The 22,116-nt window shown below is 70.0% G+C and carries 21 protein-coding genes; 13 read left to right on the plus strand and 8 right to left on the minus strand.

The annotated features are described in order from the left end of the window. Positions 1–45: 45 nt before the first annotated feature. A complete protein-coding gene (locus F9C12_RS36570) occupies positions 46–1,560 on the minus strand; it encodes a sensor histidine kinase (protein WP_409463498.1) in 1,515 nt (504 codons plus the stop codon). Positions 1,561–1,914: 354 nt separating this feature from the next. After that, positions 1,915–2,763: a fructosamine kinase family protein gene (locus tag F9C12_RS36575; RefSeq protein ID WP_409463499.1), complete on the minus strand. Its 849-nt coding sequence runs from the start codon at positions 2,761–2,763 to the stop codon at positions 1,915–1,917. A 173-nt stretch (positions 2,764–2,936) separates the two neighbouring features. On the opposite strand from F9C12_RS36575, the gene tig reads away from it, so the two are divergent. The 5 genes from tig (at position 2,937) to F9C12_RS36600 (ending at position 7,731) form a co-directional block, all read left to right on the plus strand. Beyond that, the gene (gene tig / locus F9C12_RS36580; protein ID WP_409186302.1) at positions 2,937–4,319 is read left to right on the plus strand and encodes a trigger factor; all 1,383 of its coding nucleotides are present in this window, start codon (positions 2,937–2,939) and stop codon (positions 4,317–4,319) included. Positions 4,320–4,461: 142 nt separating this feature from the next. Continuing rightward, on the plus strand, positions 4,462–5,067 hold the full coding sequence (locus F9C12_RS36585; protein ID WP_409186303.1) for a ClpP family protease: 606 nt from the start codon (positions 4,462–4,464) through the stop codon (positions 5,065–5,067). A gap of 25 nt (positions 5,068–5,092) precedes the next feature. Then, entirely contained in the window at positions 5,093–5,746 is a 654-nt protein-coding gene (locus F9C12_RS36590) for an ATP-dependent Clp protease proteolytic subunit (RefSeq protein WP_009081146.1), read from the plus strand. 222 nt (positions 5,747–5,968) lie between these two features. Further along, positions 5,969–7,264 (plus strand): ATP-dependent Clp protease ATP-binding subunit ClpX, encoded by a 1,296-nt coding sequence (gene clpX, locus F9C12_RS36595; RefSeq protein WP_409186304.1) that lies wholly within the window; start codon positions 5,969–5,971, stop codon positions 7,262–7,264. A 71-nt stretch (positions 7,265–7,335) separates the two neighbouring features. Further along, the gene (locus tag F9C12_RS36600) at positions 7,336–7,731 is read left to right on the plus strand and encodes a hypothetical protein (protein ID WP_409463500.1); all 396 of its coding nucleotides are present in this window, start codon (positions 7,336–7,338) and stop codon (positions 7,729–7,731) included. Positions 7,732–7,884: 153 nt separating this feature from the next. On the opposite strand, the gene F9C12_RS36605 is transcribed toward F9C12_RS36600, so the two are convergent. Together F9C12_RS36605 and F9C12_RS36610 are read right to left on the minus strand one after the other, a co-directional pair. Then, complete coding sequence (locus tag F9C12_RS36605) at positions 7,885–8,814, minus strand: alpha/beta hydrolase (protein ID WP_409463501.1); 930 nt, start codon at positions 8,812–8,814, stop codon at positions 7,885–7,887. 48 nt (positions 8,815–8,862) lie between these two features. Further along, positions 8,863–9,513: a TetR/AcrR family transcriptional regulator gene (locus F9C12_RS36610; protein WP_409463502.1), complete on the minus strand. Its 651-nt coding sequence runs from the start codon at positions 9,511–9,513 to the stop codon at positions 8,863–8,865. A 66-nt stretch (positions 9,514–9,579) separates the two neighbouring features. Here F9C12_RS36610 and F9C12_RS36615 point away from each other — a divergent pair, with 66 nt between their 5' ends. Next, complete coding sequence (locus F9C12_RS36615) at positions 9,580–10,893, plus strand: carotenoid oxygenase family protein (RefSeq protein WP_409463503.1); 1,314 nt, start codon at positions 9,580–9,582, stop codon at positions 10,891–10,893. Here F9C12_RS36615 and fdhD read toward each other — a convergent pair whose 3' ends face one another. Continuing rightward, positions 10,894–11,718: a formate dehydrogenase accessory sulfurtransferase FdhD gene (fdhD, locus tag F9C12_RS36620; protein ID WP_409463504.1), complete on the minus strand. Its 825-nt coding sequence runs from the start codon at positions 11,716–11,718 to the stop codon at positions 10,894–10,896. Between the two features lie 148 nt (positions 11,719–11,866). Here fdhD and F9C12_RS36625 point away from each other — a divergent pair, with 148 nt between their 5' ends. The 4 genes from F9C12_RS36625 to F9C12_RS36640 are packed head-to-tail and all read left to right on the plus strand — an operon-like array spanning position 11,867 to position 15,192. Further along, positions 11,867–13,219 (plus strand): OFA family MFS transporter, encoded by a 1,353-nt coding sequence (locus tag F9C12_RS36625; RefSeq protein WP_409463505.1) that lies wholly within the window; start codon positions 11,867–11,869, stop codon positions 13,217–13,219. After that, the gene (locus tag F9C12_RS36630) at positions 13,219–13,350 is read left to right on the plus strand and encodes a hypothetical protein (RefSeq protein WP_409463506.1); all 132 of its coding nucleotides are present in this window, start codon (positions 13,219–13,221) and stop codon (positions 13,348–13,350) included. Before F9C12_RS36625 ends, F9C12_RS36630 begins: the two co-directional genes overlap by 1 nt. 58 nt (positions 13,351–13,408) lie before the next feature. Continuing rightward, the gene (locus F9C12_RS36635; RefSeq protein ID WP_409186312.1) at positions 13,409–13,951 is read left to right on the plus strand and encodes an ArsR/SmtB family transcription factor; all 543 of its coding nucleotides are present in this window, start codon (positions 13,409–13,411) and stop codon (positions 13,949–13,951) included. After that, positions 13,948–15,192, plus strand: a complete 1,245-nt coding sequence (locus tag F9C12_RS36640) for an MFS transporter (protein WP_409463507.1) — start codon at positions 13,948–13,950, stop codon at positions 15,190–15,192. The genes F9C12_RS36635 and F9C12_RS36640 overlap by 4 nt, the downstream gene beginning before the upstream one ends. Positions 15,193–15,289: 97 nt before the next feature. Here the strand turns inward: F9C12_RS36640 and F9C12_RS36645 are convergent, their stop codons facing one another. Further along, entirely contained in the window at positions 15,290–15,637 is a 348-nt protein-coding gene (locus F9C12_RS36645) for a hypothetical protein (RefSeq protein ID WP_409186314.1), read from the minus strand. Positions 15,638–15,680: 43 nt separating this feature from the next. Further along, positions 15,681–16,358: a GntR family transcriptional regulator gene (locus tag F9C12_RS36650; RefSeq protein ID WP_409463508.1), complete on the minus strand. Its 678-nt coding sequence runs from the start codon at positions 16,356–16,358 to the stop codon at positions 15,681–15,683. Between the two features lie 72 nt (positions 16,359–16,430). Here F9C12_RS36650 and F9C12_RS36655 point away from each other — a divergent pair, with 72 nt between their 5' ends. The 3 genes from F9C12_RS36655 to F9C12_RS36665 are packed head-to-tail and all read left to right on the plus strand — an operon-like array spanning position 16,431 to position 19,071. Continuing rightward, positions 16,431–16,853, plus strand: a complete 423-nt coding sequence (locus F9C12_RS36655) for a VOC family protein (protein ID WP_409463509.1) — start codon at positions 16,431–16,433, stop codon at positions 16,851–16,853. After that, positions 16,850–17,593: an SDR family NAD(P)-dependent oxidoreductase gene (locus F9C12_RS36660; protein WP_409463510.1), complete on the plus strand. Its 744-nt coding sequence runs from the start codon at positions 16,850–16,852 to the stop codon at positions 17,591–17,593. Before F9C12_RS36655 ends, F9C12_RS36660 begins: the two co-directional genes overlap by 4 nt. Positions 17,594–17,649: 56 nt before the next feature. Further along, on the plus strand, positions 17,650–19,071 hold the full coding sequence (locus F9C12_RS36665) for an LCP family protein (protein ID WP_409186318.1): 1,422 nt from the start codon (positions 17,650–17,652) through the stop codon (positions 19,069–19,071). A gap of 696 nt (positions 19,072–19,767) precedes the next feature. Here F9C12_RS36665 and F9C12_RS36670 read toward each other — a convergent pair. Beyond that, a complete protein-coding gene (locus F9C12_RS36670) occupies positions 19,768–22,080 on the minus strand; it encodes an FdhF/YdeP family oxidoreductase (protein WP_409463511.1) in 2,313 nt (770 codons plus the stop codon). Positions 22,081–22,116: the final 36 nt, after the last annotated feature.

A 22,116-nucleotide genomic window follows, 5' to 3' on the forward strand; every position in this document is an offset into this window, starting at 1 on the left:
AACAACCGGGACAGCCTCGCGGCGCGACCTGGAGCCGGGATGTGCCTACCCTGTGTGCCCGCTGTGGAACTTGCGGTCGGCCATGCGTGGAGTGCGCTGCGCCGGAACCGCGATCGGAAGCCGCACGGAGAATTCCGTCTGGCCGGGGCGGCTGCGCATCGCGATGGCGCCGTCGTGTGCGGCCAGCACGGCGGAGGCGATCGCCAGGCCCAGGCCGGTCGAACCGGCTGCCCGGGACCGGGACGAATCTCCGCGCGCGAAGCGTTCGAACACCGCTGGCTGCAGCTCCGGCGGGATGCCTGGGCCGTTGTCGGTCACCGTCACTACGGCGCTGCCGTCCGCGGCTCGCGTGAGGGTGGTGACCACCGTCGTGCCGGGCGGCGTGTGGACGCGGGCGTTCGCGAGCAGATTGGCCAAAACCTGGTGCAGCCGTTGGACATCTCCCAGCACGAGGATCGGTTCGTCCGGCAGCGCGAGCTGCCAGACGTGGTGCGGGCCGGCCACGTGCGCGTCGCCGACCGCGTCCGCGACCAAGCGGGTCAGGTCGACTTCGGCCGCGTCGAGCGGACGGCCCGCGTCCAGGCGGGCGAGCAGGAGGAGGTCTTCGACCAGGGCCGTCATGCGGTCTGCTTCGGACTCGATCCGCGACATCGAGTGCGCGACGTCCGGCGGGGCGTGGCTGCCGGAGCGTCCGGCGAGTTCGGCGTAGCCGCGGATGGCGGCGAGCGGGGTGCGGAGTTCGTGGCTGGCGTCGGCGACGAAGCGGCGGACGCGGAGTTCGCTGGCGTGCCGGGCTTCGAGAGCGGAGGAGATGTGGCCGAGCATGTGGTTCAGCGCCGCGCCGACCTGGCCGACCTCGGTGCGGGGATCGGTGTCTTCGACGGGGACTCGGACGGACAGGTCGACGTCGCCTCGGTCCAGCGGGAGTTCGGAGACTCGGGAGGCGGTTTCGGCGACGCGTTCCAGGGGCCGGAGGGTTCGGCGGACGGCGAAGGCGCCCAGGAATGCCGCGCCGGTTACTCCGGCGGCGGCTACGCCGAAGAGGATCAGGCCGACGGTGAGGAGCGTCTGCTGCATGGGGGCCAGGGGGACGCCGGTGATGACTACGCCGTCGGGGACTGGGAAGGCGGTCAGGCGGTAGTCGCCGAGGGTGCCGAGGGCTCGGGTATAGGGGCGGCCGTCGGCGGGGAGGTCTTGGAGGGCGGCCAGTTCGTCTTCGGCGAGGGGCAGGCGCTGGCCGTGCGGGGAGAGCCAGCCGCCGGTGCCGTCGGCGCCGTCTGCGGAGAAGTGGGCGGTGATCGTTCCCGCGCCTTGGCCGGGGGCGTCGAGCGGGGTGCGGTCGTCGGGAGGGGCTGGGTGGGTCGCGTAGTCCAGGGCGCGGGAGGCGGCTGCGGAGAGCTGGGTGTCGGTTTGGGCCAGGAGGAAGGTGCGGAGGGCCAGTTCGCTGATCACGCCGATGGTCAGGCAGACCAGGGAGAGGAGGGTGATCGCGGAGAGGGTGAGCTTGGCGCGCAGGGAGTGCTGGCCCCGGTGGGGAGGGGGCTTTGCGCGGGCGGGCATGGGTCGAGGGTGCGGCGGGTGGGTGTGGGGGTGATGTGTGGGTGCTGTGAGGGGGCTGTGGTTCGGCTCGTCGCCCTGGCGGGCGACATTGCCGGTTAGTGGTTGCGTGGGGCACCCCGATTTTTCATTGTGCTGACGGTTCGGGGGTGCTTGTCAAGGCGGGAAAGATGCCTTGACAAGCACCCCCGAACCGCAGGGCGGCTTTGTATCGGGGGCGGGGGAGGGGCTGGGTGCCTCGCTTTTTGGGTGCAGCGGTTGCGGTTGGAGGGCCGGGTGCCTCCCTTTTGGGTGCATCGGCGGCGGTTTTAGGGCGGGGCTAGCGCCCCGGTGGGGTGGCTCAGGCAGGTGGCTCGGTCAGCCCAGGGAGCGTGCGGCCGCGGTTGCTTGTCCGGCGTAGGCGCGTCCGAAGAGGACGGTGTGCACCAGGAGCGGGAAGAGCTGGTGCAGGGGGATCCGTTCTCGATAGCCGTCTGCGAGGGGGGCGTATTCGTCGTAGGCGGCGATGATCCGGTCCAGGTGCGGGCAGCCGAAGAGGTGCAGCATGGCCAGGTCTGTTTCTCGGTGACCGCCGTGGGCGGCCGGGTCGATCAGGACCGCGCCGGTCGCGTCCCACAGGACGTTGCCGCTCCACAGGTCTCCGTGCAGGCGGGCCGGGGGTTCTGGAGGGCCCGTTACCGACGGGATTCGCGCGCAGGCTCGTTCGAAGACCGCCGGGTCGAGGATTTCGGAGGCCATTCGGACGTACGGGAGGATTCGGTCTTCGGCGTACCACTCCGGCCACGAGTCGGCTGGGGTGTTGCGCATCGGGGCGGTTCCGATCCACGCGTCGGTCAAGCCGTCTGGCGGAGGGGAGCCGAACGCGGGGGCTCCGGCCGCGTGCAGGCGGGCCAGGTTTCGGCCGAATTCTTCGGCGTGCGCTGGCGTGCTCTCCGTTACCCGGTCCAGGACCAGCCAGGTGTCGTCCGCGGCGTGCACCCGGGGGATTCGGACGGCGTTCGCTTCGGCTAGCCAGCGCAGTCCGGCTGCTTCGGCGCGGGTCGCGCGGGGAGCGTGGCCGCGTTTGACCACTGTGTCGAAAGTTTGGCTACCGTCCGTTAGGGTGATCTCGCTGAGCGTACCCGAGGAGCCCTGTGAGACTGCCTTGAATCCGGTGAGCCGCGCGGCGGCGGCGGCCGGACCTTCGCTCTGCTGCCCGGAAACCACGGCCCGAACGCTACGGGTCTCCGAGGGCCTCCGCTGATCGAGACGCTGGCGGGGTGCCCCGCAGCCAGTCTTGTCAAGCCTCTGGCCTAGACTCGGATATCCCGGTCAGCAGGTGACCGGGGCGGTCCCGAGGGACTGTCCGCCCCCATCGTTTACCGCTCGAGGAGAAGACCTTGAAGAGCACCGTCGAGCAGCTCAGCCCGACGCGAGTGAAGATCAATGTCGAGGTGCCGTTCGACGAGCTCAAGCCGAACTTCGACGCCGCCTACCGGAAGATCGCCCAGCAGGTGCGCGTCCCCGGTTTCCGCCCCGGCAAGGTCCCCGCTCGCGTCCTGGAAAGCCGGATCGGCCGCGCGCCGGTGCTCGACGAGGTCGTCAACGAGGCCATCCCGGCCAAGTACATCGAGGCCGTCCGCGCGGGCGAGGTCCGGACGCTCGGCCAGCCCGAGTTCGAGGTGACCAAGCTCGAGGACCGCGAGGTGCTGGAGTTCAGCGCCGAGGTCGACGTGCGGCCGGAGATCGAGCTGCCCGACCTCGCCGGCCTCGAGATCAGCGTCGACGACGTCGAGACCACCGACGACGAGGTCGCCGAGCAGCTCGACGAGCTGCGCGCCCGCTTCGGCACCCTGACCGGCGTCGAGCGCCCGGCCCAGACCGGCGACTTCGTGTCGATCGACCTCTCGGCCACCGTCGACGGCAAGGCCGTCGAAGAGGCCTCCACCACCGGCCTGTCCTACGAGATCGGCTCCGGCCAGCTCGTGGACGGCATCGACGAGGCGATCGTCGGGGCCACCGCCGGCGAGACCAAGGTGTTCACCACCAAGCTGGTCGCGGGCGAGTTCGCCGGCCAGGACGCCGAGGTCACCGTCACCGTGCAGTCGGTCAAGGAGCGCGAGCTGCCCGAGGCCGACGACGAGTTCGCCCAGCTGGCGAGCGAGTTCGACACGATCGACGAGCTGCGCGAGGACCTGCGCACCCGCCTCGGCCGCGTCAAGAAGATGCAGCAGGGCGTCCAGGCGCGCGACAAGGTCCTCGAGATCCTGCTCGAGCGCACCGAGGTGCCGCTGCCGGAGAAGGTCGTCGAGGCCGAGATCGAGAACCGCAAGCACGACGCGGTCCACCCGTTCGACCACGACGAGGAGAAGTTCGCCAAGGCGCTCGAGGCCGAGGGGCGCACCCTCGAGGAGTTCAACGCCGAGGTCAAGGAGGAGTCGGAGAAGGCCGTCCGCACGCAGCTTCTGCTGGACACCATCGCCGACAAGGAGAAGACCTCGGTCAACGACGGCGAGCTCACCGAGCGGATCATCTACCAGGCGCAGCGCTTCGGCGTCAGCCCGGACGAGTACGTGCAGCGGGCCCAGCAGTCCGGCCAGCTGACCGCCATCTACGCCGACGTCCGCCGCGGCAAGGCGCTCGCCTCCGTCGTGCGCGGCACCACGGTGAAGGACGCGTCCGGGGCGGAGGTCGACCTCAGCGAGCTGTTCGGCGCGGACGAAGAAGCCCCCGCCGAGGAGACGCAGGTCACCGAAGAAGCGGCGGCGACCCCCGCCGAGTAAAGCTGTGAGCGAACTTGGGCGGTGTCAGGCATTCTGCACCGCCCAAGTTCGTTAGGGTCGGTTGCAAGATCTCAAGCATGAACACGACAGCGGCGGCGCGGCTCTCACAGGCGGCCCGCCGCCGGTGAAAAGGCAGGCAGACGTGAAGCAGCACATGCCCGAGGGGCGGACCGGCACCGCGGGGCTCAACCTCGCCGACTCGGTGTTCGAGCGGTTGCTCCAGGAGCGCATCGTCGTTCTCGGCTCCGAGGTCAACGACGAGGTCGCCAACCGGCTCACCGCGCAGCTCCTGCTGCTCGACGCGGACGACGCCGAATCGGACATCCGGTTCTACATCAACTCGCCGGGCGGCTCGGTGACGGCCGGGTTCGCGATCTACGACACCATGCAGCTGATCCGCCCGGACGTGGCGACCTACGCGATGGGCATGGCGGCCTCGATGGGGCAGTTCCTGCTGTCCTCGGGCACCCCCGGCAAGCGCTACGCGCTCCCGCACGCGCGCATCCTGATGCACCAGCCGTCCGCGGGCGTCGGCGGCACCGCCTCCGACATCGCGATCCAGGCGGACCTGTTCAACAAGTGGAAGCAGGAGCTGGCGCGGATCACCGCCGAGCAGACCGGGCAGACCACCGAGCAGATCATCAAGGACGGCGACCGCGACCGCTGGTTCACCGCGCAGGAGGCGAAGGACTACGGCTTCGTCGACCACGTGCTGACCCGCGACAGCGGCATGAACTCGAGCAACTGAGCCCGCAAGCACACAGGAGAGCGTCATGAGCAACTTCCGGCTCCCGGGTGACTTCCGGGCCCCGCAGACTCCCCAGTCGCGGTACATCCTCCCGTCCTACGTCGAGCGCACCAGCTACGGCGTGAAGGAGTCCAACCCGTACAACAAGCTGTACGAGGAGCGGACGATCTTCCTCGGCGTGCAGGTGGACGACGCGTCGGCCAACGACGTGATGGCCCAGCTGCTGCACCTCGAGCACGAGGACCCGGACCGCGACATCAGCATCTACATCAACTCCCCGGGCGGGTCGTTCACGTCGCTGATGGCGATCTACGACACCATGCAGTACATCCGCCCGGACATCTCGACCGTGTGCCTCGGCCAGGCCGCCTCGGCCGCCGCGGTGCTGCTGGCGGCGGGCACGCCGGGCAAGCGCATGGCGCTGCCGAACGCGCGCGTGCTGATCCACCAGCCGGCCACCGAGGGCACCTACGGGCAGGTCTCGGACCTGGAGATCCAGGCCAACGAGATCCAGCGCGTGCGCCGCCAGATGGAGGTCATCCTGGCGAAGCACACGAACAAGGAACCGGACGAGATCAAGGCCGACATCGAGCGGGACAAGATCCTCACCGCCGAGGAGGCCAAGGCCTACGGCCTGATCGACGAGGTGCTCCCGTACCGGAAGGCCTCGGCGAACTGACCGCGACGGGCCGGTGCGCGGCGAATCCGCGACGCGCACCGGTCCGCTGGTCTACTGTCGGTCGTCGACGTGCCCGAAGGGGTCGGGTGTTCCCGACCGCGCCTTCGGACGGGTACCGTCGATGGCAATGCGTGCGGGTTCCGGGAACGGCTGGCAGTCCCGGGGCCGCCATCCAGTTGTGCAGGTGCGCCCCGCGCACCGGAGGGGACGAGGTCAACGGCCATGGCACGGATCGGTGACGGCGGCGACCTGCTGAAGTGTTCTTTCTGCGGCAAGAGCCAGAAGCAGGTGAAGAAGCTCATTGCCGGGCCCGGGGTCTACATCTGCGATGAGTGCATCGACCTCTGCAACGAGATCATCGAAGAGGAGCTGGCCGAAGCCGGCGACGTGAAGCTCGACGAGCTGCCGAAGCCCGCCGACATCCACGAGTTCCTCGAGCAGTACATCATCGGCCAGGACGAGGCGAAGAAGACGCTCGCGGTCGCGGTGTACAACCACTACAAGCGGATCCAGGCCGACGACAAGTCCGGGCCGAAGGACTCCAAGGACGAGCCGGTCGAGCTGGCCAAGTCCAACATCCTGATGCTCGGGCCCACCGGCTGCGGCAAGACTTATCTCGCGCAGACGCTGGCGAAGCTGCTGAACGTCCCGTTCGCGATCGCCGACGCCACCGCGCTCACCGAAGCCGGCTACGTCGGCGAGGACGTCGAGAACATCCTGCTGAAGCTGATCCAGGCGGCCGACTACGACGTCAAGCGCGCCGAGACCGGCATCATCTACATCGACGAGGTCGACAAGATCGCCCGCAAGAGCGAGAACCCGTCGATCACCCGCGACGTGTCCGGCGAGGGCGTGCAGCAGGCGCTGCTGAAGATCCTCGAGGGCACCACCGCGTCGGTGCCGCCCCAGGGCGGGCGCAAGCACCCGCACCAGGAGTTCATCCAGATCGACACCACGAACGTGCTGTTCATCGTCGCGGGCGCGTTCGCCGGGCTGGAAAAGATCATCAACGAGCGGGTCGGCAAGCGCGGCCTCGGGTTCGGCGCGGAGATCCGCACCAAGGCCGAGATCGAGGGCAGCGACGTGTTCTCCGAGACCATGCCGGAGGACCTGATCAAGTTCGGGCTGATCCCGGAGTTCATCGGCCGGCTCCCGGTCGTGGCGACGGTGAACCACCTGGACAAGGAATCGCTCGTCTCGATCCTGACGCAGCCGCGCAACGCGCTGGTGAAGCAGTACAAGAAGCTCTTCGAGATGGACAACGTCGAGCTGGAGTTCACCAAGACCGCGCTCGAGGCCATCGCCGACCAGGCCGTGCTCCGCGGCACCGGCGCCCGCGGCCTGCGCGCGATCATGGAGGAAGTCCTCCAGCCGGTCATGTACGACATCCCGAGCCGCGAGGACGTGGCGAAGGTCGTGATCACCGAGCAGACCGTGCGGGAGAACGTCAACCCCACGATCGTGGCTCGCCAGCCGTCGCGCCGCACCCGCAGCGAGCGCGGCGAGAAGTCGGCCTGACCCGGCGGCCCGCCGGGCGTTAGCAGGAGTCGGCTGCCCGGGTGTCGGCGGCAGGCGCGATAATGGACAGGATGACAACCGTGCCGCTGACCGCACCCCGGGGGGACGACACTGCCGGCCCCGGCGAAGCGGTACCCGTCGAAACCGAGCCTCCCGCCGCTCCGGTCGGCCTCGTGGAGCTGAGCGAGCGGGTCGCCGCGTCCGTGCTGACGCGCTTCCCGTGGCTGCTCCGCGCGTCCGAGATCATGCTCGCGCTGTGCACGCTGGTGTGCCTGGTCGCGGTCGGCACCCGGCTCTCAGCGCTGCCGCTGCTGCCGATCCCGGAGTTCGTGGTGTCGTGGCTGTTCCTGCGCCGCCTGCGCTCGGCGGAGACCCGGGCGCAGCAATTGCGCTGGTCGCTGCTGATGGCGCTGGCGGCGATGGTGGGGTTCTGGGTGATGTCGGTTATGGCCCGTTGGGTCTCGTAATGCTCTGACGCCCTTGCCTTTTGATTCCGCGCGGCGGCGTATTTGTCTCAGGCGAATGCGGGGCTGCCGCTGACTTCTGGCGCACGACCACTGGGGCGTGGCATTCCGGCATTCCGGTTTGGCCCGTGAGCCACGCTCACGAGACCGGCAGGCTCAAGCCTTCTGCCGCAAGTGCTTCCCCAAGAACCCCACCATGCTGGGCACCGTGGTCCGGAAAAACGTGTCGCTGTGTTTCCCGTGCGCCGTGTACCCGATGGCCGGCCGCGTTTCCGCGATATACCGCCGCACCCCGGTGATGAACGGGTCCTCGGTGCCGCAGTAAACCGCCGTCGGAATGCCCTGCAAAGCGGACTGGTGGCGCAGCGGATCCAGCGACGTCCAATCCGCCATGCCGGTGAAAATGCGGCGTTTCGCCATTTCCGGCCACGACGTGATCAGCGCCGGCGCGATCGCGGCGACCGCGGCGGGCGGCTGGCGGCGTTCGGCTCGGCGGCGGGCGTACAGGAGCGCTCCGAAGCCGCCCATCGAGACTCCGGCGCAGGCGAACGGCACGCCGTCCGTGCCGCCGAAACCGCGGGCTCGCAGCCACTGCGGGATTTCCTCCAGGAGCATCGCCATCGGGTCGTCGCCGGGGCGGACCTGGTGCCAGTAGTTGTCGCCGCCGTCGACCGCGACGAAGCCGTACGCGGGCACGGCCTTGCGCGCGACGTCGCTGCCCAGCTGCTTCAGCAGACCGCTCGGGGCCGCCGAACGCGCGGAACCGTGCAGGCCGTGCAGCATCAGCGACATCGGCAGGCCCGCCGGGGGCTTCTTGCTCGGCAGCAGGAAAACGAGGTCCACTTCCCGGCCGCGGGCGTGCGAGTACACCCTCTCCACCCGCATGCTGCCCAGCTGGGTGACCGGCGTCGAGGACGTGACGCCGAGCGCCCGCTGCATCGCCTGGTTGAACGGCACCACACCGGTCGCGCTCCCCACCGCGAGCCCGGCGATGCCGAGGCCCGAAGCACCCGCGATCAGCAAAGACCGGCGGCTCACCCGCCTTCGGCCCTCAGTCTCCTCGGTCACCCGTTCCCCCTCACCCATATAGCGTAAGACGTGAGGAACGGGCGAAACGTTGCCTTCGGAAGATCTTCACTCGGTTGTTGTGACCAGTCCCACGGACGCCCGGGCGGCGGCAGGCCGGTCTCCGAGCCCGACGATCAGCGTCACGCAGAGTGGCGCGAGCACCTCGGTCACCCCGCGGTCGCCCCGGCCGAAGTGGCCCAGCAGTTCGAGCGTGACGTAGCCATGCACCGCGCTCCACACCTGTGCGGCGACGGCGAGCGGCTCGCCCCGGAGCCGTCCGGCCTCGATGGTGCGCCCGACGGCGGCGACCACGCCCCGGAACGACGTCGCGGCCTCGCCGTCCTGGTCGTCTTTCATCAGGTCGCTCACCGGGTGTCCTTGCGCGCCCGCCTCGCGGAACATGAGCGTGAACAGCTCCGGATGCTCGACCGCGGTGCGCCGGTAGGCCAGCGCCAGCTGGTACAGGTCGGCGACCGGGTCGTCAGTCTGCTCGACCGTCGCCATGTTCGCGATCAGCCGCCGAAACCCTTCCCGCGCAACGGCATCCATGAGCGCGGCCATTCCGCCGAAGTGCGTGTACACGGCCATCGTGGAGGCGCCGATCTCGGCAGCCAGCTTGCGGGCCTGCAGTGCTTCCGCGCCGCCGTCGGCCAGCAGCCGGATCGCCGCCTCGACCAGTTCCGTCCGCGCGTGTGCTCCCCGGGTCCGCTCGCTCATGCTTGCCAGTATCCCATAACCCTGTTATACCGATGGGCATAACCTCGTTATGGACGGGAGCGGGTCATGGGCAATCTCTTCCTCGAAGGCAACTTCGCGCCGGTCGAACGCGAGTGCACGAGCACCCGGCTGCCGGTGAGCGGCACGCTGCCGGACTACCTCGACGGCCGCTATCTGCGGAACGGGCCGAACCCGTCCGATCCGGACCCGGAGGCGCACCACTGGTTCCTCGGCCGCGGCATGGTGCACGGCGTACGGCTGCGCGACGGCCGGGCCGAGTGGTACCGCAGCCGCCGGGTCGGCACCGACGAAAGCGGGGCCAACACCAACGTCATCGGGCACGCCGGGCGCACGATCGCGCTGGTCGAGGGCGGGCTGCCGCAGTGGGAACTCAGCGAGGAGCTGGACACCCTGGGCGTCTGGGACTTCGACGGCACCCTCTCCGGCTACACCGCACACCCGAAGCGCGACCCGCGGACCGGCGAACTGCACGCCGTCTCGTACCAGTTCGGTCTCGGCAACCGGGTGCAGTATTCGGTGGTCGGCACCGACGGCCGGGCGCGGCGCACGCTCGACGTCGAGGTCACCGGGGCGCCGATGATGCACGATTTCTCGCTCACCGAACGCTATGTCGTGTTCTACGACCTGCCGGTCACCTTCGAGCCGGACCAGGTCCCGGTTCCGGTGGACGTGCCCGATCCGCTGACCGCGCGCACCGGCCGCGGCGTGAGTTCCTTGCCGTACCGGTGGAATCCGGACTACCCGGCGCGCGTCGGCGTGATGCCGCGCGAAGGGGACAACAGTGACGTCCGCTGGTTCGAGGTCGGCCAGTGCTACGTCTTCCACCCGCTCAACGCCTACGACGAGGGCGACCGGATCGTGCTCGACGTGGTCCGGCACCCGAAGATGTTCGACCGCGCGCTGCACGGCCCGGCCGAGGGCGAGCCGACGCTCGACCGGTGGACCGTCGACCTCGCGCTCGGAAAGGTCACTGAGGAACGGATCGACGAACACGGCCAGGAATTCCCGCGCGTGGACGAGCGCTTGGTCGGTCTGCCGCACCGGTACGGCTACGCGACAGCGCTCGACGACCGGTCGCGCAGTGTCGGCGCGGTGTACAAACACGACCTGCGCAAGGGTTCGGTCGACGCGCACCGGTTCGGTCCCGGGCGCGAGCCGGGCGAGTTCGTGTTCGTCCCGTCCAGCCCGGACGCCGCCGAGGACGAAGGCGTGCTGATGGGCTATGTCTACGACGCGGCCGAGGCGCGCAGCGATCTTGTCTTGCTCGACGCGGGCACGCTCGAAACCGTCGCCGCGGTGCACTTGCCGGACCGGGTCCCGCACGGTTTCCACGGCAACTGGGTGCCCGCCGGGGCGTGATCAGGTGAGCAGGCGCCGGTCCCCGGTGTAGAGGTTCATGCTGTCGCCGCGCAGGAATCCGATCAGCGTCATGCCGTTCTCCTCGGCCAGTTCGACCGCGAGCGACGACGGCGCGGACACCGCGGCGAGCAGGCCGATGCCGGCCATCGCGGCCTTCTGCACGAGTTCGAACGAGGCGCGGCCGGAGACCAGCAGGCCCAGGTCGGGCGCGGGGATCCGGCCCGCCTGCAGGGCCCAGCCGAGCACCTTGTCCACCGCGTTGTGCCGTCCGACGTCCTCGCGCACGACGACGAGCTGACCGTCCGAAGTGAACAGTCCGGCGGCGTGCAGGCCACCGGTGGAGGAGAACACTTTTTGCTGTTCCCGCAACCGGTCCGGCAGTTGCGAGAGGACGTCGGTCTTCACCGTGAACTCGGACGCGGCGGGGGAGAACCGGCTGCGCAGCTTCACCGCGTCGAGCGCGGCCTTGCCGCAGACACCGCACGAGGAGGTGGTGTAGAAATTCCGCTCGACGCCGGTGTCCGGCGGGGCGACGCCCTCGGCGAGTGCGATGTCGAGCACGTTGTAGGTATTGCGGCCCTGGTCGTCGACGCCGTCGCAGTAACGCGCCACGGCGACGTCCTCCCGCGCCCCCAGCACGCCTTCCGAAAGCAGGAAGCCGTGCGCGAGTTCGACGTCGTGGCCGGGCGTGCGCATTGTCACTGCCAGCGCCTTGCCGCCGACCCGCAGTTCCAGCGGCTCCTCGGCGGCCAGCGAGTCCGGCCGGCGCCGTTCGCCGGCCGCGGAGATCCGCCGTACCGGCCGCCGCACCGTCACTCTGCCCATCGCCCGCTCCGCTCCTTTTGTCGTTTTCGGCGCTGTCTTTGCCGTCGCCGGCAAGACATTCTCAGGTCATTCGACAGTCATCCGGCGCAACGCACAGGATCTGGTAAACCATTCCCAGCACCTCGTCACTGTTGGGAGGAGACCGCCGATGGCTGTCCCCGGCTTCCTTGCCCGTTCCCGCATCGTCGCACCGCCCGGCTGGACCCGCTGGCTCGTGCCGCCCGCCGCGCTGTCCATCCACCTGTCGATCGGCCAAGCCTACGCGTGGAGCGTCTTCAAGACGCCGCTGGAGAAGACCCTGGGACTGTCCGGCACGCAATCCGGGCTGCCCTTCCAGCTCGGCATCGTGATGCTGGGGCTGTCCGCCGCGTTCGGCGGCACCCTGGTGGAGCGCAACGGCCCGCGCTGGGCGATGGCGGTCGCCACCGGGTGTTTCTCCGCCGGGTTCCTGCTCGCCGCGCTCGGCGTCGCGACCGGGCAGTTCTGGCTCGTCGTGCTCGGCTACGGCGGCGTCGGCGGGATCGGGCTCGGCATCGGCTACATCTCGCCGGTCTCGACGCTGATCAAATGGTTCCCGGACCGGCCGGGCATGGCCACCGGGATCGCGATCATGGGCTTCGGCGGCGGCGCGCTGATCGCGTCGCCGTGGTCGTCGGCGATGCTCGGCTCGTCGCCCGCGACCGGCGACATCGCGACGGCGTTCCTGGTCCACGGGATCGTGTACGCGGTGTTCATGACGATGGGGGTGCTGCTCGTCCGGGTCCCGGCCGACGACTGGCGTCCGGCGGGCGCGGTGAAGCAGGCGGCGGCCAAGCCGATGATCTCCACGGCGAACGTCTCGGCGGCGAACGCGCTCAAGACGCCGCAGTTCTGGTGTCTCTGGATTGTCTTGTGCCTCAACGTGACCGCGGGCATCGGCATCCTGGAGAAGGCCGCGCCGATGATCACCGACTTCTTCAAGGGCACCTCCGCGCCGGTCGGCGCCGCGTCCGCCGCCGGGTTCGTCGCGCTGCTCTCGCTGACCAACATGCTGGGCCGGTTCGTCTGGTCGTCGGCCTCGGATCTGGTGGGGCGCAAGAACATCTACCGCTTCTATCTCGGCGTCGGCGCGCTGCTGTACCTGGTGATCGCGTTGACCACGAACGCCTCGAAGCTGGTGTTCGTGCTGTGCGCGATGCTGATCCTGTCCTTCTACGGCGGCGGATTCTCCACCCTTCCGGCGTATCTCAAGGACCTGTTCGGCACCTATCAGGTCGGCGCGATCCACGGCAGGCTGCTCACCGCGTGGTCCGCGGCGGGCGTGCTCGGGCCGCTGATCGTGGACGGGATCGCGGACAGCCAGAAGGCCGCCGGCAAGACCGGGCCGGACCTCTACCAGCTGTCCTTCTGGATCATGATCGGCCTGCTGGTGGTCGGGTTCGTCGCGAACGAATGCGTGCGCCCGGTGAAGGAGAAGTTCCACGAACCGGCCGGCGAGGCCGCGGTGGGGAGTGAGGCGTGATGACGAGTGCCGAGGGCCGTTCCGGGCGCCGGACCCTTCTTCTGGCGATCGCGTGGCTGTGGGTGCTCGCGCCGTTCGGCTACGGCGTGGTCGAGCTGATCCGGAAGGTGGTCGGGCTGTTCGGCGGCTGAGCATCGCCGGGAAAATAAGCACTGGACAAATGGTCAAGAGTCGTTGACCATTGTCCCCGTGACTGGGGACGATCAAGCGGGCTACGTCCCGCCGCAAGACACTGTCCAGGTTGAGACGACCGACCAGCTGCGCGCCGTGAGCAACGTCGTGCGGCACCGAGTGCTCGCGGTGCTGCGCGACGGGCCCGCGACGATCACGCAGGTCGCCGAGCAGCTGGGGATCGCGAAAGGCAGTTCCAGCTACCACATGCGGGTGCTGGAGCGGGCCGGGATCGTGCACGTGGTGCGCACGCGGAAGGTGCGCGGCGTGCTGGAGCGCTACTACGCGCACGTCGGGAAGAGCATCGAACTGCCCGAACCGGCCACGGGGCAGCGGGACGTGCTGCTGCAGCACGCGCTCGACGACCTTTCGACCGCGCCCGAGGGCTCGCGCCGGTACGTCCGGATGCAGCACACGCGGATCAGCGAGGAGAAGTTCGAGGAGTTCGAGCGCCGGCTGGCCGGGCTGCTCGACGAGATGCGGGACGCGCGCGACGCCGACGAGGAAGCCGCCACCGTCGCGGTCGCGTTCTTCCGTCCGGGGCCGGGGGCGGCCAGATGACCAAGCCGAAGATGCCTCCCGCGTTCAGTCGCTTGTGGACAGCCGCGACGGTCAGTTCCCTCGGCGACGGCGCGTATTCCGCGGCTTTGCCGTTGCTCGCGGTGCTGCTGGACAGCGATCCGCTGGTGGTCAGCCTGGTGACGGTGGCGGTGCTCGCGCCGTATCCGGTGGCCGGGCTGTTCGCCGGCGCGCTGGTCGACCGCTGGGACCGGCGGCGCACGATGTGGATCGCGGACGTGGTGCGGGCGGTGCTGCTGGCGCTGACGGTGGCCGCGGGCGCGTTCGGCTGGCTCAGCATCCCGGTGCTGCTCGGGGTGGCGTTCCTGCTCGGCACCGGCACGTTGTTCTTCGACACCGCAGCGCAGGCGTACCTGCCGGATCTGCTCGCGCGGGACCAGAACTTGCTCCGCCGGGCCAACGGCTACCTGCGCGGCGCGTCCACCGCGGCCGGGCAGTTCGCCGGACCGCCTGCCGGGAGTTTCCTTTTCACCGTGGGAAGAACGCTGCCGTTCGGGGTGAACGCGCTGACCTACCTGGCCAGCGCGGTGCTGATCCGGACGCTGCCGCCGGCGCCGGTGCCGGAGCGCGCGCCGGGCCGGTCGGTGTGGGCGGACTCGAAGGAGGGTTTCGCTTACGCGGTCAAGGATCGGCTGCTGCTCGGCCTCGCGCTGCGGCCCGCGGTCGGGAACCTGGCGTTCGGCGCGTTCGCGGCGGTGCTGGTGGTGTTCGCGAAGGACGCGCTGGGACTGGATTCCGCCGGATACGGTTTCCTGCTCGCCGCCGAAGCCGCCGGGGGACTGATCGGCGCGATGGTGCTCGCCGGACCCCTGGAAAACTGGCTGGGAACCGGCACCGCGCTCACCGTCACCGCGGTCGTCGAGGGCGGCGCGGTGCTGGCCTTCGGGCTCGCCGGGAACCCGTGGCTCGCCGGGGCGATGTTCGCGCTGTGCGGCTGCGCGATGGCGACGACCATGGTGCTCGGCGCGTCGCTGCGCCAGGTCATCGTCCCGGCGCGGCTGATGGGCCGGGTAGCCGCGGCGTCCCGCCTGGTCTCGGCCTCGGCCGCACCAGCGGGCGCGGTACTGGGCGGCTGGCTCGCCGCGACGGCCGGAGTGCGAGTGCCGTACGTGGCGGCGTCGGTGGTGCTCGTGTCGATGACTTTGGTGACGATGAGCATGACGAGCAACAAGAAGATCGAAGCGGCTCTCGCGCGGGCGAAGGAGGCTGCGCCGATCGGATAGCCGTCGCGAGGACGATCGGGACGGCACGGTAAGCACGGAGACCGTGCGCCGGATGCCGATCTCGGCTGCGAAGCTGCCCTCGCCGGAGCGAAAGAGGTTACGCCAGTTGCATAGTCGCTGTGGCGAACACGACGGCCGGGAACAGCACGGAAAGCACTGAGAGCGTGATCCACACTCGCCGCTTCGCTCGTTCCGGGGAGCCGAGCGAAGCGGCGAGCGCCCCGATCCCGGCGGCGATCGGGACCAGGTAGAGCCCCACGTGCAGGTAACTGGCGAGCACGATCAGACCGACCAGGCCCGGGGCGCTCAGGACCTGTCCGGCGGCCAGCAGCACGGCTGAGATTCCGCACAGCACGAGGGCGCACACGGCCAGCGCGCTGACCCCGTGCAGGACGCCGGTGAGCGCGACGCGGGCTCGGCTCGGCTGGCCGGTTTCGAGGGGCACGGCCTGATCCTGCCAGGCCGCGGTCTTCGGCGGATGCGGGAAACTACTCGGTTCGGAGGCGGTCGAGCAGGCTTTCCCGGGCGGACTCCACGTGCTGTTCGGCCACCCGGGCGAGCCGTTCCCGGTCGCCGCCGCGGATCAGTTCCGCCAGTTCGCGGTGTTCGTCGACCACCCGGGCCCGGTAGTGCTCGTGGCCGAGCGAAACCCGTTGCAGCTGAAAGAGAAACACCTGCGAGCGCACCCCGTGCCACGCTTCGGTCAGGCGGCCGTTGCCCGCGGCGGCGTACACGCGGTCGTGGAAGGCGATGTCCAGCGCCAGCAGCTGCGGTCCGGGGGCTTTGATCCGGACCGCCTTCTCCAGGTCGGCGACCAGCGCGTCCAAGGCGTTCAGGTCCGCTTCGGCCGCGTTGGCGCGCGCGGTGACCGCGGCGAGCCGGTCCAGCGCGGCGCGGACCGAGTAGACCTCGTCGACGTCCTCGGCGGTCACGTCGACCACCGTGGTCGGCCGGTGCCAGCCGCAGCGGACCAGGCCTTCCCGGGCGAGCTGGGCGATGCCCTCGCGCACGGAACCGCGGCTGATGTCCAGCGAAGCAGCCAGTTCTACCTCGCGCAGGGGCGCGCCGGGCCGGAAATGCCCGGCGAAGATCGCTTCGCGCACCCGGTCGGCGGCCTCGTCGGCGAGCCCGCGGCGCGCCGCCTTCCTCAGGGGGGTGACTTCCACGTCCTAATGTTGACATTAGGACATCCGCGAGTCAAGGTGAAGAGACCGATCCCCGTGCCGAAGGAGCACCGCATGGCTGTCCGTCCCGCCTTCCACCTGGCCATTCCGGTCGACGACCTGCCCAAGGCCCGCGAGTTCTACGGCGGCGTGCTCGGGCTGGCGGAGGGCCGCTCCGCGGACGCGTGGGTCGACTGGGACTTCCACGGCCACCAGGTCGTCACGCACGTGGTCCCGGGCGCGCGCGCCGAAGCGGGCCGCAATCCGGTCGACGGGCACGACGTGCCGGTGCCGCATTTCGGGCTGGTGCTCGACGTCGACGGCTTCCACGAGCTGGCCGGGCGGCTGCGCGCGGCGGGCGTCGAATTCGTGATCGAGCCGTACCAGCGGTTCGCCGGAGAACCGGGGGAGCAGTGGACGATGTTCCTGCACGACCCGGCCGGGAACGCGCTGGAGTTCAAGGCTTTCCGCGACGAGACGCAGCTGTTCGCGAAATGAACGTCCTCGTCACCGGAGCCTCGCGCGGGATCGGCCGCGCCATCGCCGTCGCCTTCGCCACCCGGGGCGACCGGATCGCCGTCCACTGCGGATCCAACCGGGAGGCCGCGCGCGAAACGCTCGAGGCGCTGCCCGGTTCCGGGCACGTGCTCGTGTCCGGCGACCTCGCCAACCCGGACGCCGCGCAGTGGATCGCCGACGTGGCCGAGGAACAGCTCGGCGGGGTCGACGTGCTGGTCAACAACGCCGCGGTCGGCACGGTTCCGGCCACGCGCACGCCGATCGCCGACATGTCCTATGCGGACTGGCTGGAGGCGTGGAGGCACACGCTCGACGTCAACCTCCTCGGCGCGGCCAACGTGTCGTTCCACGTCGCGCGCCACCTCATCGCCCGCGGCGCGCCCGGCCGGATCGTGAACGTCGGGTCGCGCGGGGCGTTCCGCGGCGAGCCGGAATACCTGCCGTACGGCGCGAGCAAGGCCGCGCTGCACGCGTTCGGCCAGTCGCTGGCGGTCCAGCTGGCCCCGCACGGCATCTCGGTCACCTCGGTGGCCCCGGGCTTCACCGCGACCGAGCGGGTCGCCGACCGGGTCACCGACGAGGTGCGGCGGCAGAGCCCGTTCGGCCGGGTCGCCGAACCGGAGGAGATCGCCGAAGCGGTGGTGTTCCTGGCGTCGGCGGAGTCGAACTGGGCGTCCGGGTCGATCCTGGACCTGAACGGAGCCTCGCACCTGCGCTGACTTGTGAGCTGAGTCACGAATGCAGCAGATCCGGGCCGCCGGACGTCCAGAGGGGCGTGCGGATCGCAGGAAAAGTCATCGCCGGAGCGCTGTCGACGGTGGTGTTCGCCGGAACGGCTTACGGGTTTTCGACCCTGAGCGCGCTGGACGACATCACGCGCAGCGACGTGATCGGCGGCGGATCGGTGGACGAAGGCCAGAAGCACGCCGACGGGGCGATGGACATCCTGCTGGTCGGCCGGGACGCGCGCAAGGATCCGCAGGGGAATCCGCTGCCGCAGAGCGTGCTGCAGGAACTGCGCGCGGGCGCGAACGGCGACGACCTGACCGACACGTTGATCGTGCTGCGGATCCCGGACGGGCAGCAGGAGGTCAAGGCGTTCTCCATCCCGCGTGACTCGTATGTCTCGATGCCCGGCGGCAAAGGCAAGATCAACGCCGCGTTCGGCCGCGGCAAGGCGGCCGAGGCGTCGAGGCTGCGCGCGGCCGGGGAAACCGACAAGGACAAGATCGAGCAGGAATCGATGACCGCGGCGCGCAAGGCGACGCGGCAGGCCGTCGAGGACCTCACCGGCGTCACCATCGACCACTACGCCGAGGTCAACCTGCTGAGCTTTTCCGAGATCAGCAAGGCCGTCGGCGGGGTCGAGGTGTGCTTGAAGAAGGCCACCAAGGACGAGAACTCGGGCGCGGACTTCCCGGCGGGCAAACAGCGGCTCTCCGGCGGCGCCGCATTGGCTTTCGTGCGGCAGCGCGACAACCTGCCCGGCACCGACTTCGGCCGGATGCGGCGGCAGCAGGTGTTCCTCGCGTCGATGGCGCACGAGGTGCTCTCGGCCGGGACGCTCGCCGACCCGGGCAAGCTGAGCGACCTCATCGACGCGGTGAAGCGGTCGGTGGTGCTGGACCAGTCGTGGAACATCCTGGACTTCGTAGGGAAAATGCGCGGGGTGTCCGGCGGCGGCATCCAGTTCACGACGATCCCGGTGGTCAACCAGGACTACCGCTACGACAAGTCCCATCCGACGGCGACCGCGGTGCAGGTGGATCCGCAGCAGGTGAAAGCGTTTGCGGCCAGCCTGATCGGCGCCGCGCCGCCGGCCGCCCCAGCGGGTGCGGCGAAGGCGGCGGTGGAGATCTCCAACGCAGGAGAAGCATCCGGCTTGGCGGCGCGGGTCGCGGATGTGCTGAAGGGCAAGGGATTCGCCGCGACCGCCGCGGGCAACGCACCGTCGCAGCGCACGTCGATCGTGCGCTACCCGGCCGCACTGGCCGCCGAGGGCGCGGAGGTGGCGAAGGCGCTGGGCGGACTGTCCACAAAGGAATCAGCGGACGTCCCGGCCGGGCACATCCAGGTGGTGCTCGGGAAGGTCTACTCCGGACCGGGAGTGTCGGACGGCGGATCCGCGGCGGGCGCCCCGGCGAAGGCCGACCAGCCGCCGCCCGTCACTTCCGACGGCGACAACTGCATCGACTGACGCCGGGTGAGTGGGGAAACCGGGGCAGCCCCGCATCAGGTCCGGGCGGTTCGAGCCGGATGGGCTTGTGACGTGTCGTGGGCGGCGGCGAAGGTGCTGACCGCCGCGGGGCAGGTCGGGCGTGGCGGTGCGGTTCCAGCGAGATCACCGCGGCTTTCGGCACCGGCGCAGCCCTGCATAAGGTCCATCCGGCTGCAGCGGGATGGGCTTGTGAGGTGTCGTGGGCGGCGGCCAAGGCACTGACCGCCGCCCCCGGGCAGGTCGCGCGTGGCGGTGCGGTTCCAGTCGGATCACCATGGCCTTCGAGACCGGACGCAGCCCTGCATAAGGTCCAGGCGGGTCCAGCCGGATGGATTTCTGGCGTGTCGGGGGCGGCGGCCAAAGAGCTGACCGCCGCTCCGAGGAGGTCAGGCGTGGCGTGCGGTTCCAGCCGGATCACCACGGCTTTCGGCACCGGCGCAGTCCCGCCTAAAGTCCAGCCAGCTGCAGCCAGATGGGCTTCTGCTGTGTCGTGGGCGGCGGCCGAGGTGCTGACCGCCCCGAGCGGGTCAGGCGTGGCGGTGCAGTTCCAGCGGGATCACCACGGCTTTCGAGACCGGGCGCAGCCCCGCCTAAGGCCCATCCGATCGCAGCCGGATGGGCTTCTGCCGCGGAGTGGGCGACGGCCAAGGCACGAACCGCCGCCCCCGAAGCAGGTCACCCGTGCCGATGCGGTTCCAGCCGAACCACCACGGCCTTCGACACCGGCGTGTTCGACTTCTCCGCGACAGAATCCAGCGGCACCAACGCGTTCGCCTCCGGGAAGTACGCCGCCGCGCATCCTCGCGCCGTCGGGTAGGCCACCGCGCGGAAGCTGGGCGCTCGCCGGTCCCCGTCCCGCCATTCCGAGACCAGGTCGACGATCTCTCCGTCCGCGACCCCCAGCGCGGCCAGGTCGTCCGGGTGCACGAACACCACCCGGCGGCCGTCCTCGATGCCGCGGTAGCGGTCCGACAGGCCGTAAATCGTGGTGTTGTACTGGTCGTGGCTGCGCAGCGTCTGCAGCAGCAACCGGCCCTCGGGCACCGAGGGGTACTCCAGTTCCGACACGGTGAACGTGCCCTTGCCGGTCGCCGTGCCGGTGAATTCCCGCGAGTCGCGCGGGGCGTGCGGCAGCACGAAGCCGTCCGGTTCGCGGACGCGGCGGTTGTAGTCGTGGCAGCCCGGCACCACCGCGGCGATGCGGTCGCGGATCAGGTCGTAGTTCTTCTCGAACGACCGCCACGGCACCGGATGGTCGGCACCGAGCAGCCGCTCCGCCAGCCGGCACACGATGGCGACCTCGGACAGCAGTTCGTCGCTCGCCGGGGCCAGCCGGCCGCGCGAGGCGTGCACCTGCGACATCGAATCCTCGACCGTCACGAACTGGCGGCCGGATTCCTGCTCGTCGCGTTCGGTGCGGCCGAGCGTCGGCAGGATCAGCGCGGTGCGGCCGGGGACGACGTGCGAGCGGTTGAGCTTCGTCGACACGTGCACGGTCAGCGAGCACGACCGCAGCGCGTCCGCGGTCCGGTCGGAATCCGGGGTGGCGGAGGCGAAATTGCCGCCCATCGCGAAGAACACCTTGCCGCGGCCGTCGAGCATCGCGCGGATCGAATCAACGGTGTCCCAGCCGTGTTCGCGCGGCACGGTGATGCCGAACTCGGCCTCGAGCGCGTCCATGAACGGCTCGGGCATTTTCTCCCACACGCCCATGGTGCGGTCGCCTTGCACGTTCGAGTGGCCGCGCACCGGGCACAGGCCCGCACCCGGCTTGCCGATCATCCCGCGCACCAGCGCGAGGTTCACCACCTCGGCGATCGTCGGCACCGCGTGCTTGTGCTGGGTCAAGCCCATCGCCCAGCAGTAGATTGTGCGCTCGGACGTGGCGATCATCCGCGCGATGCGCTCGATCTGCTCGCGGGCCAGACCGGTCGCCTTCTCGGTCTCCGGCCAGTCGATCTCGCGCAGCTGTTTGGCCCAGTCCTCGAAACCGTGCGTGGACTTCTCCACGAACTCGCGGTCCACAATGGACCCCGGCGCGGCGTCCTCCCACCGCAGCAGCAGATGCCCGACCGCCTGGAACAGCGCGAGGTCGCCGCCGAGCCGGATCTGCGCGAACTCGTCGGCCAGCGGCGTGCCCTTGCCGACGACGCCGCGCACGTTCTGCGGGTTCTTGAACCGCATCAGCCCGGCTTCGGGGAGCGGGTTGACCGCGATGACCTTCGCGCCGTGGCCCTTCGCCTGCTCCAGCGCGGACAGCATCCGCGGGTGGTTCGTGCCCGGGTTCTGGCCGACGACCACGATCAGGTCGGCCTGGTGGATGTCGGCCAGCGACACCGACCCCTTGCCGATGCCGGTGGTCGCCGACAGCGCCGCGCCGGACGATTCGTGGCACATGTTCGAGCAGTCCGGCAGGTTGTTCGTGCCGAACGAGCGGACCAGCAGCTGGTACACGAACGCGGCCTCGTTGCTGGTGCGGCCGGAGGTGTAGAAGATCGCCTCGTCCGGGCTCGCCAGGCCGCGCAGCTCGTCGGCGATCAGGCCGAACGCGTCGTCCCAGGAGATCGGCTCGTAGTGCGAGGCGCCCTCGCGCAGCACCATCGGCTCGGTGAGCCGGCCCTGCTGGCCCAGCCAGTAGTCGGTGCGCTCGTTCAGCTCGGACACCGGATGCGCGGCGAAGAACTCGCGGCCGACCCGGCGTTTCGTCGCCTCCTCCGCGACCGCCTTCGCGCCGTTTTCGCAGAACTCCGCCAGTTTGCGCTTCTCGCCGTCGATCTGCCGCGGTTCGGGCCACGCGCAGCCCGGGCAGTCGAAGCCGTCCCGCTGGTTCAGCAGCCGCAGCGTGCGCGCGGTGCGGACCGGGCCCATCTGCTCGACCCCGCGCGCCAGCGAGACCGCGACTCCCGGGATTCCGGCCGCCCAGCCTTTCGGCTTGCCCACTTCGAGGCGGGCTTCGTCCACGTCACCAGTCGGAGCTTCGCGAGTCATGCGGACATCGTCCGCCTTGGCGCAGCGGAACCCAAG

Origin of the sequence: Amycolatopsis sp. GA6-003 (assembly GCF_046267895.1) — a bacterium.
Lineage (GTDB): Bacteria > Actinomycetota > Actinomycetes > Mycobacteriales > Pseudonocardiaceae > Amycolatopsis.

What these genes read in the sequence shown, in the direction of transcription:
- F9C12_RS36570 (WP_409463498.1), bottom strand. Translation starts at nt 1,560, where the DNA reads ATGCCCGCCCGCGCAAAGCCCCCTCCCCACCGGGGCCAGCACTCCCTG.
- F9C12_RS36590 (WP_009081146.1), top strand. Translation starts at nt 5,093, where the DNA reads ATGAGCAACTTCCGGCTCCCGGGTGACTTCCGGGCCCCGCAGACTCCC.
- clpX (WP_409186304.1), top strand. Translation starts at nt 5,969, where the DNA reads ATGGCACGGATCGGTGACGGCGGCGACCTGCTGAAGTGTTCTTTCTGC.
- F9C12_RS36600 (WP_409463500.1), top strand. Translation starts at nt 7,336, where the DNA reads ATGACAACCGTGCCGCTGACCGCACCCCGGGGGGACGACACTGCCGGC.
- F9C12_RS36605 (WP_409463501.1), bottom strand. Translation starts at nt 8,814, where the DNA reads ATGGGTGAGGGGGAACGGGTGACCGAGGAGACTGAGGGCCGAAGGCGG.
- F9C12_RS36610 (WP_409463502.1), bottom strand. Translation starts at nt 9,513, where the DNA reads ATGAGCGAGCGGACCCGGGGAGCACACGCGCGGACGGAACTGGTCGAG.
- F9C12_RS36615 (WP_409463503.1), top strand. Translation starts at nt 9,580, where the DNA reads ATGGGCAATCTCTTCCTCGAAGGCAACTTCGCGCCGGTCGAACGCGAG.
- fdhD (WP_409463504.1), bottom strand. Translation starts at nt 11,718, where the DNA reads ATGGGCAGAGTGACGGTGCGGCGGCCGGTACGGCGGATCTCCGCGGCC.
- F9C12_RS36625 (WP_409463505.1), top strand. Translation starts at nt 11,867, where the DNA reads ATGGCTGTCCCCGGCTTCCTTGCCCGTTCCCGCATCGTCGCACCGCCC.
- F9C12_RS36630 (WP_409463506.1), top strand. Translation starts at nt 13,219, where the DNA reads ATGACGAGTGCCGAGGGCCGTTCCGGGCGCCGGACCCTTCTTCTGGCG.
- F9C12_RS36640 (WP_409463507.1), top strand. Translation starts at nt 13,948, where the DNA reads ATGACCAAGCCGAAGATGCCTCCCGCGTTCAGTCGCTTGTGGACAGCC.
- F9C12_RS36655 (WP_409463509.1), top strand. Translation starts at nt 16,431, where the DNA reads ATGGCTGTCCGTCCCGCCTTCCACCTGGCCATTCCGGTCGACGACCTG.
- F9C12_RS36660 (WP_409463510.1), top strand. Translation starts at nt 16,850, where the DNA reads ATGAACGTCCTCGTCACCGGAGCCTCGCGCGGGATCGGCCGCGCCATC.
- F9C12_RS36670 (WP_409463511.1), bottom strand. Translation starts at nt 22,080, where the DNA reads ATGACTCGCGAAGCTCCGACTGGTGACGTGGACGAAGCCCGCCTCGAA.